This window comes from Micromonospora sp. NPDC048040, from assembly GCF_055587185.1.
In genome coordinates this window covers 1-1,225 of record NZ_JBVJGT010000148.1, presented here as the reverse complement: position 1 = coordinate 1,225, position 1,225 = coordinate 1, and the positions used below count along the sequence as shown (strand labels likewise).

At 63.1% G+C, this 1,225-nt stretch carries 1 protein-coding gene and 1 pseudogene; one reads left to right on the top strand and one right to left on the bottom strand.

Annotated features, from left to right (window positions below; all coding sequences use genetic code 11):
• A pseudogene (locus ACZ6O2_RS36555) lies at window positions 1-85 on the top strand (IS5/IS1182 family transposase); the annotation flags it as partial.
• A gap of 589 nt (window positions 86-674) precedes the next feature.
• On the opposite strand, the gene ACZ6O2_RS36550 reads toward ACZ6O2_RS36555, so the two are convergent.
• Window positions 675-995: a hypothetical protein gene (locus tag ACZ6O2_RS36550; RefSeq protein WP_466026227.1), complete on the bottom strand. Its 321-nt coding sequence runs from the start codon at window positions 993-995 to the stop codon at window positions 675-677.
• Window positions 996-1,225: the final 230 nt, after the last annotated feature.

Below are 1,225 nucleotides of genomic sequence, written 5' to 3'. Positions count from 1 at the left end.
GCGGTGCTGTCCACGCCGCGCCACCGCGATCGTGCAGGCCATCCTTGTCCTGCACCACGTCGATGCGAACCGCTACGCAGGATGAAAATGGCTCAATGGACATACGTGATCTCCTGCCTAGACCGGTGGTATGACGTTCAACGCCTCGGGCATAAGAGTGCTGCTGCAGAGTTACTCCTGATCCGGGAAATCGTGTTCAGCCAAGCAGAGGATTGTCTGCCAGGACAGCTCTGAACTTGGCGTTTCCAACCGTGTATCGCGGACGCACGCTTCTGCCAGGTCAACCGCTAACCTGGGAGGGGAGGGGTGGCCGCCGGTGGCCAGCTTCGACCCCGGGAGCCGGGTCCGTAACGGGCGAGGTTGGGTCATAGGCCGGTCATGCCGGCGAAGGGGTGTGGCCAGCCTGTGAGGCGAGTGCCCGACAATCAGGGTTCGCGCCCGTGCGTGCACATGTAGGGTCTCCCGGACAGTTGGGTGACTATTTGGGTGACGATCGGGGCGGACACCGGCGGAATGTCGCGGACACTGGGGGATCGTCCTTACAGTTCGGCGGCTTCGGAGCCGCAGGTCTGCGGGCTGGTCCGGTGTTGGTTGCCTGGGGGGCAAGGGGTCGTCCGGTTCGAATCCGGCCGTCCCGGCGGCGGGTCGGGGCCAAACCAACCTCGTCCGACTTGTCACGGCATGCCCGCGTATCGGAGTGGGAGCGGAGGTCGGGGCCGGCGCCACACAACATAGGTCAGGATGGCGAAGGTGATCAGAAGCACCATCGCGATGAGGACCATGAACCATCCGGATTGATCGCCAACCTCGCGCATTCTCAGGCAAGGGTCGCTCTTGGCGTAGTGGACTCGGATGCGCTGGCCGGTACTCACAGTCCGGTTCGCGTCGACCGTAACGCGCAGGATTGATTCACACACCTCGCCACGGTTTGTAGTGAACTGGACGGTCAGGAATGTTCTCGCCCCGCGATGCTCGACGTCCAGCACGTCAGCCACTGACTCTGATCCCCGACGTTCGTCTGCTACTGACCATGTGCCGAGCACCGTAAGCGCAATCGCAAAGACAAGACCGAACATCGAGAACACCCGCAGGAAGACTCGGCTTGGCCGTCGACGGTCCACAGCCGGACTCTAAGGGACGTCTCGTAACCGGGTGAAGGCGTTGCCTGGGACGGGGTCGGCGGTCAGCCGGCGAGGATGATGTTGTGGAGGTTGGCGATGCCGGA